A 4,452-nucleotide genomic window follows, 5' to 3' on the forward strand; every position below is an offset into this window, starting at 1 on the left:
GCCGAACGGCCACACCATCGACTCGGACAGAAACCACCGCTATCCTTCCTCCTCCAACATCTACCACAGTGCCAAAGGTGGTGGACGCATACATCTCCTTCAATGAAATGGGTAACTCGTACTACAATTTGGGCGGCAAATTCTTGCCTTTGGGGAGCCGTTTCTACAGCAACATGAGCCTGCAGTATACCTTCCGTAACGCACCCCTGGGAGAACGGCTTGGGTTCAAGAAAGTTACCGCCTCTCTCCATCTCAACAATCTGTTCGATCGGCGTTTCATTCAGTCGTACACCGGTAGCAGCAGCAACCCGTACCAAAAGTTGAATCTGCCGTTCAATGTCTACGCAGGTCTCGATGCCACTTTCTAAGTCATCCCAATTGGGCCGCTGCGGCGGCCCGCATACGCAAGGACAGTTCGATGAATCTCGGTGAACTCGCAAAAATTGCCGCAGAAAGCGGCGGTGTGCTGTATTTGATGCCTATTCTGCTTTTTATCGTACTCTGGGTGAGCTTTGAACGCTTTCTCTACCTGAATCGTATGACCCATCTTGGGGAACAAACTGCACAGGCCATCGACGCTCTCCCCAACTTGCAGGGTCCGCAACTAAAAGAGCTGGCAGACAGTACTCCCGCTCCCTTCAAGGCGCTATTGGAAGTGCCAGTGCGTTACCCACAGTTACGCGACAGCGCGCGCCTATCGGACATTCTCCAAGAAACCGTGATGCGCCAGGTGCCGACTCTCGATCGTGGCTTGTGGATTCTCGACACCACGGTCACTCTTGCCCCGCTTCTGGGTCTTTTGGGAACCATCATCGGTATGTTCCACGCCTTCCAGGTCCTCGACAACGTCAGCAACAACCCCACGGCCATTACCGGCAATGTTGCGGAGGCATTACTGGCAACAGCGTCGGGTCTGGTCATCGCCATCATCGGCTTGGTCACCTTCAACGGGCTGCATAACCGCATGCGCCTGGTAGTCCATCAAATGGAAACCTTGCGCACCATGCTGACCAACCGTCTGGAGGGGTTGCAACACGTAAGTAACAGTGTCGACGCTGCCAAGCCAGTGTACTACGCCGCCCAGGAGGCCTGAGCCATGCAGTACCTAGAGGTAAAAAAAGGGCGGGTCGAGATCATCCCGATGATTGATATCATGCTGTTTTTGCTGATTTTCTTCATCATGATCACGATCCACATGATCCCCGACAAGGGGCTGCCGTCCAACCTGCCGGGCTCGAGTACCGCCCAGCAGTTGCCCAAGCCCAAGGTCGTGCTCAACCTTTACGCTGATGGCCATGTAGAGATGAATGGGAAAACGGTGAGTCTATCAGAGCTCACCAACGCGCTGCGGGCGCACGATCCGGCGGCGACCCAGGTGACGATTGCGGCCGAGAAGACCGCCGATATCCAGGCCCTGATCAAGGTAATGGATGCCTGCAGACAAGCGGGCGTTACCGCCATCGGTATGGCCGCAAAAGGGAACTGAAGGAAATGAGCACCGATCTTCGCGCCCTCTCGGTCATCCTGCAGGGGCAGCAGCCGCGACCGAAAAAAGCACTGGCGCTCGCTCTGGCCATCGGCGCAGAGGTTCTCCTCATCGGCGCGGTGGTGTGGGAGAGCGAGCAACGGCAGCCGCCGCCACCGGCGGCGCTGCCGCCCATGCAGCTACAGTTGATACAGCCAGAAACGCCTAAGCCGACGCCCCCAACACCCAAACCGGTAAAGGTGAAGGAGACCCCAAAACCAACGCCCAAACCCGTACCCAAGCCGGTGCCACGACCAACGCCGCGCCCGGCGCCACAAACAGCACCAGTCAAGGAAGTGTTGCCGCCCAGCCCGTTGCCAAGCCCCGTACAAGCCCCACCGGCACCCGTGGTGCCACCGGCGCCGCCACCTCCCGCTCCGGTCAATCCTGCGGTCAAGGCCGACTACCTGGCGCAGGTCAAGGGGGCTATTCAGGCCGCCGTCCACTTTCCCGACGCGGCGCGGATGCTAGGCCAGGGCGGCCGCGTGCAGGTTGCCTTTACCCTGCAAAACGGTCAGATCAGTGGCTTACGGATCTTGCAGAAAGGCAGTATGGAGGCTTTCGACAGCGCCGCACTGGCTGCCGTTCGCTCGGCCCAGTTGCCGCCGGTTCCGGCAGAGTTGCGTGGCAAAGTCTACCAGTTGGAGCTCTGGGTAGAGTTCGTCTTGCACGACAACGACTGATCGACAGACGGAGACATATATGCAGAACCTGATACAACGTCGCGAGTTCCTGCGCAAAAGCCTCGTTCTGGGTGGCGCGGGAATCTGTCCCATACCGCTTCGGGCCATGGATCTCCCGGCTTCGGCAAGCAGCCTCCATGCCGGTCCGATGCTCGGCTATCCGGCCTACCGTTCGGCGAGCATCTGGCTGCAAACCTTCGGTCCGGCCAAAGTGCAAGTCCGCTACCAGGCGTTGGATGGCAAGGGCCCGATACGGCACAGCGAGACGGTGCAGACCGACGCGGGGAACTTCTATACCGCCAGTATCGTCCTCGACGAATTACAACCGGATACCCGCTATCAGACTCAAATCCTCCTCAACGATCAAGGCTTGCCCAGCTCTGGGCCTCTCCTGCGAACCCCAATTCTCTGGAAGTTTCGCTCGCCAGCGCCCGACTTCACGGTCTTGACGGGGTCCTGCGCCTATATCAACGATCCTCGCTATGATCGTCCGGGAAAACCCTACGGCGGCGGCTACGAAATCTACGAACCCATGCGTCGAGAACAGGCAGATCTCATGATTTGGCTGGGCGATAACCTATATTTTCGTGAAGCCGACTTCGCGAGCCCTGCCGGAATGGCCCTGCGCTACTGGTCTGATCGTGCTTTTGCACCGCTGCAGCGCTTTCTCAATAGCACTCCACAGATCGCCATTTGGGACGACCACGACTACGGCCCCAACGACAGCGACAGCAGTTTCGTGTTCAAAGAAGCGGCACTACGCCTCTTCCAGGCCTATTGGCCCAACCCCAGCTTCGGCCTACCCGGCACGCCCGGCGTCTTCACCCAGCAATCGGTCTACGATGCCGACTTTTTTCTGCTAGACGATCGCTGGTACCGAGATGCTGATGCTGCGGCAGCATCCCGCGGCAAGGTCATGTTTGGCAAGCCACAACTGGACTGGTTAAAAAATGCCTTGTTGAGCTCCCATGCCCGCTTCAAATTCATTGCTGCAGGCGGACAAATGCTAAACGACGATGATGCTTACGAGGGCTGGAATCTATACCCAGAGGAGCGACAAGAATTCCTTGACTGGCTGGCAGACAATCAGATTCGCGGGGTGATTTTCTTGTCAGGTGATCGTCACATTTCCGAGCTCATGCGCCGCCCGCGCCCGCGCTATAGCGGCAAACACGACTACCCTCTCTGGGAAATCACCAGTTCTCCCCTCAACTCTGGGCCCGCCAAGGGCGATCACAATCCCTACCGCGTTCCCGGGACTTTGGTCGAGGAGCGCAATTACTGCTCTCTCACATTTCAGGGACAAGGGATGGATCGACACCTTTTGGTTCGCTGTAAAGACTCGCAAGGACGTGTCCTGTGGCAACACCGCATCAGTGGACAGGATTTGGGTTACGAATCCGCTTGACCCGGTTCGAAGCGATAACCAACGCCGCGCTCGGTAAGTAGGTAACGGGGCTGACGAGGATTTTCTTCAATGATCTTGCGCAGCCGCGTAACCCGCACATCGATGCTACGATCGAAGCGTCCTTCCTCTTCGCCGCCCAGAATCTGTAGCAGGGTATCGCGGCTAAGAATGCGGCGCGGACGCTGGGCAAACACCAGGAGCAACTCCATCTCGGCAGGGTTGATTTCCTGCTCCTGATCGTTGAGATAGAGCCGGCGCAGGCTCATATCCAGGCGAAAGGGTCCGAATTGCAATTGTGGCGAGGGCTCCTCGCGTCCTTGGCGACGCAAGAGCGCACGCAGACGCGCCAGCAGCTCCCGAGCATTGAAAGGCTTGGCGAGATAGTCGTCCACCCCGTTTTCGAGCCCCATGATGCGGTCCTCGTCCTCACCCCGGGCGGAGAGCATCAAAACTGGCGGCGCCTTCTTAGCGCGCAACTCGCGAATCAGGGAAATGCCGTCTTTGCCCCCCGGCAGCATCCAGTCGAGAACGATGACATCGACGCTACCGGTCTGCAGTTGCTGCCACATTTCTTGTCCGTTGCCTGCCAGCAATACGCCAAAGCCCTCCTTCTCGAGGTAGCCCTTGAGCATCTGCGACAAACGCAAATCGTCATCCACCAGGAGTACAACCGCCATGCTTCACGCTTTTTTGAAGAGTCCGAAACAATACTGAAACAAGTCAGGGAAACAATCCAGTGTATGCGTCCACCACCTTTGGCACTGTGGTAGATGTTGGAGGAGGAAGGATAGCGGTGGTTTCTGTCCGAGTCGATGGTGTGGCCGTTCGGCGTTGTA

5 protein-coding genes and 1 pseudogene are annotated in these 4,452 nt (G+C 57.8%); 5 read left to right on the forward strand and 1 reads right to left on the reverse strand.

Annotation, left to right across the window (positions count from 1 at the left end):
* From RTI30_RS12880 to RTI30_RS12900, 5 genes and pseudogenes are all read left to right on the forward strand, one after another.
* Positions 1-368 (forward strand): annotated as a pseudogene (locus RTI30_RS12880) (hypothetical protein); the annotation flags it as partial.
* A 50-nt stretch (positions 369-418) separates the two neighbouring features.
* On the forward strand, positions 419-1,093 hold the full coding sequence (locus RTI30_RS12885; protein ID WP_312263433.1) for a MotA/TolQ/ExbB proton channel family protein: 675 nt from the start codon (positions 419-421) through the stop codon (positions 1,091-1,093).
* Between the two features lie 3 nt (positions 1,094-1,096).
* Positions 1,097-1,486, forward strand: a complete 390-nt coding sequence (locus tag RTI30_RS12890) for a biopolymer transporter ExbD (protein ID WP_312263432.1) — start codon at positions 1,097-1,099, stop codon at positions 1,484-1,486.
* A gap of 5 nt (positions 1,487-1,491) precedes the next feature.
* On the forward strand, positions 1,492-2,208 hold the full coding sequence (locus RTI30_RS12895) for a TonB family protein (protein ID WP_312263431.1): 717 nt from the start codon (positions 1,492-1,494) through the stop codon (positions 2,206-2,208).
* 19 nt (positions 2,209-2,227) lie between these two features.
* Positions 2,228-3,616 carry an alkaline phosphatase D family protein gene (locus tag RTI30_RS12900; protein WP_312263430.1) on the forward strand — a complete coding sequence of 463 codons (1,389 nt, stop codon included), beginning with the start codon at positions 2,228-2,230 and terminating at the stop codon, positions 3,614-3,616.
* On the opposite strand, the gene RTI30_RS12905 is transcribed toward RTI30_RS12900, so the two are convergent.
* Positions 3,601-4,293 carry a response regulator transcription factor gene (locus RTI30_RS12905; RefSeq protein WP_312263429.1) on the reverse strand — a complete coding sequence of 231 codons (693 nt, stop codon included), beginning with the start codon at positions 4,291-4,293 and terminating at the stop codon, positions 3,601-3,603. The two genes, RTI30_RS12900 and RTI30_RS12905, sit on opposite strands and share 16 nt — an antisense overlap.
* Between the last annotated feature and the right edge of the window lie 159 nt (positions 4,294-4,452).

The sequence above is a fragment of the Candidatus Igneacidithiobacillus taiwanensis genome (assembly GCF_031962545.1).
Classification (GTDB): Bacteria; Pseudomonadota; Gammaproteobacteria; order Acidithiobacillales; family Acidithiobacillaceae; genus Igneacidithiobacillus; species Igneacidithiobacillus taiwanensis.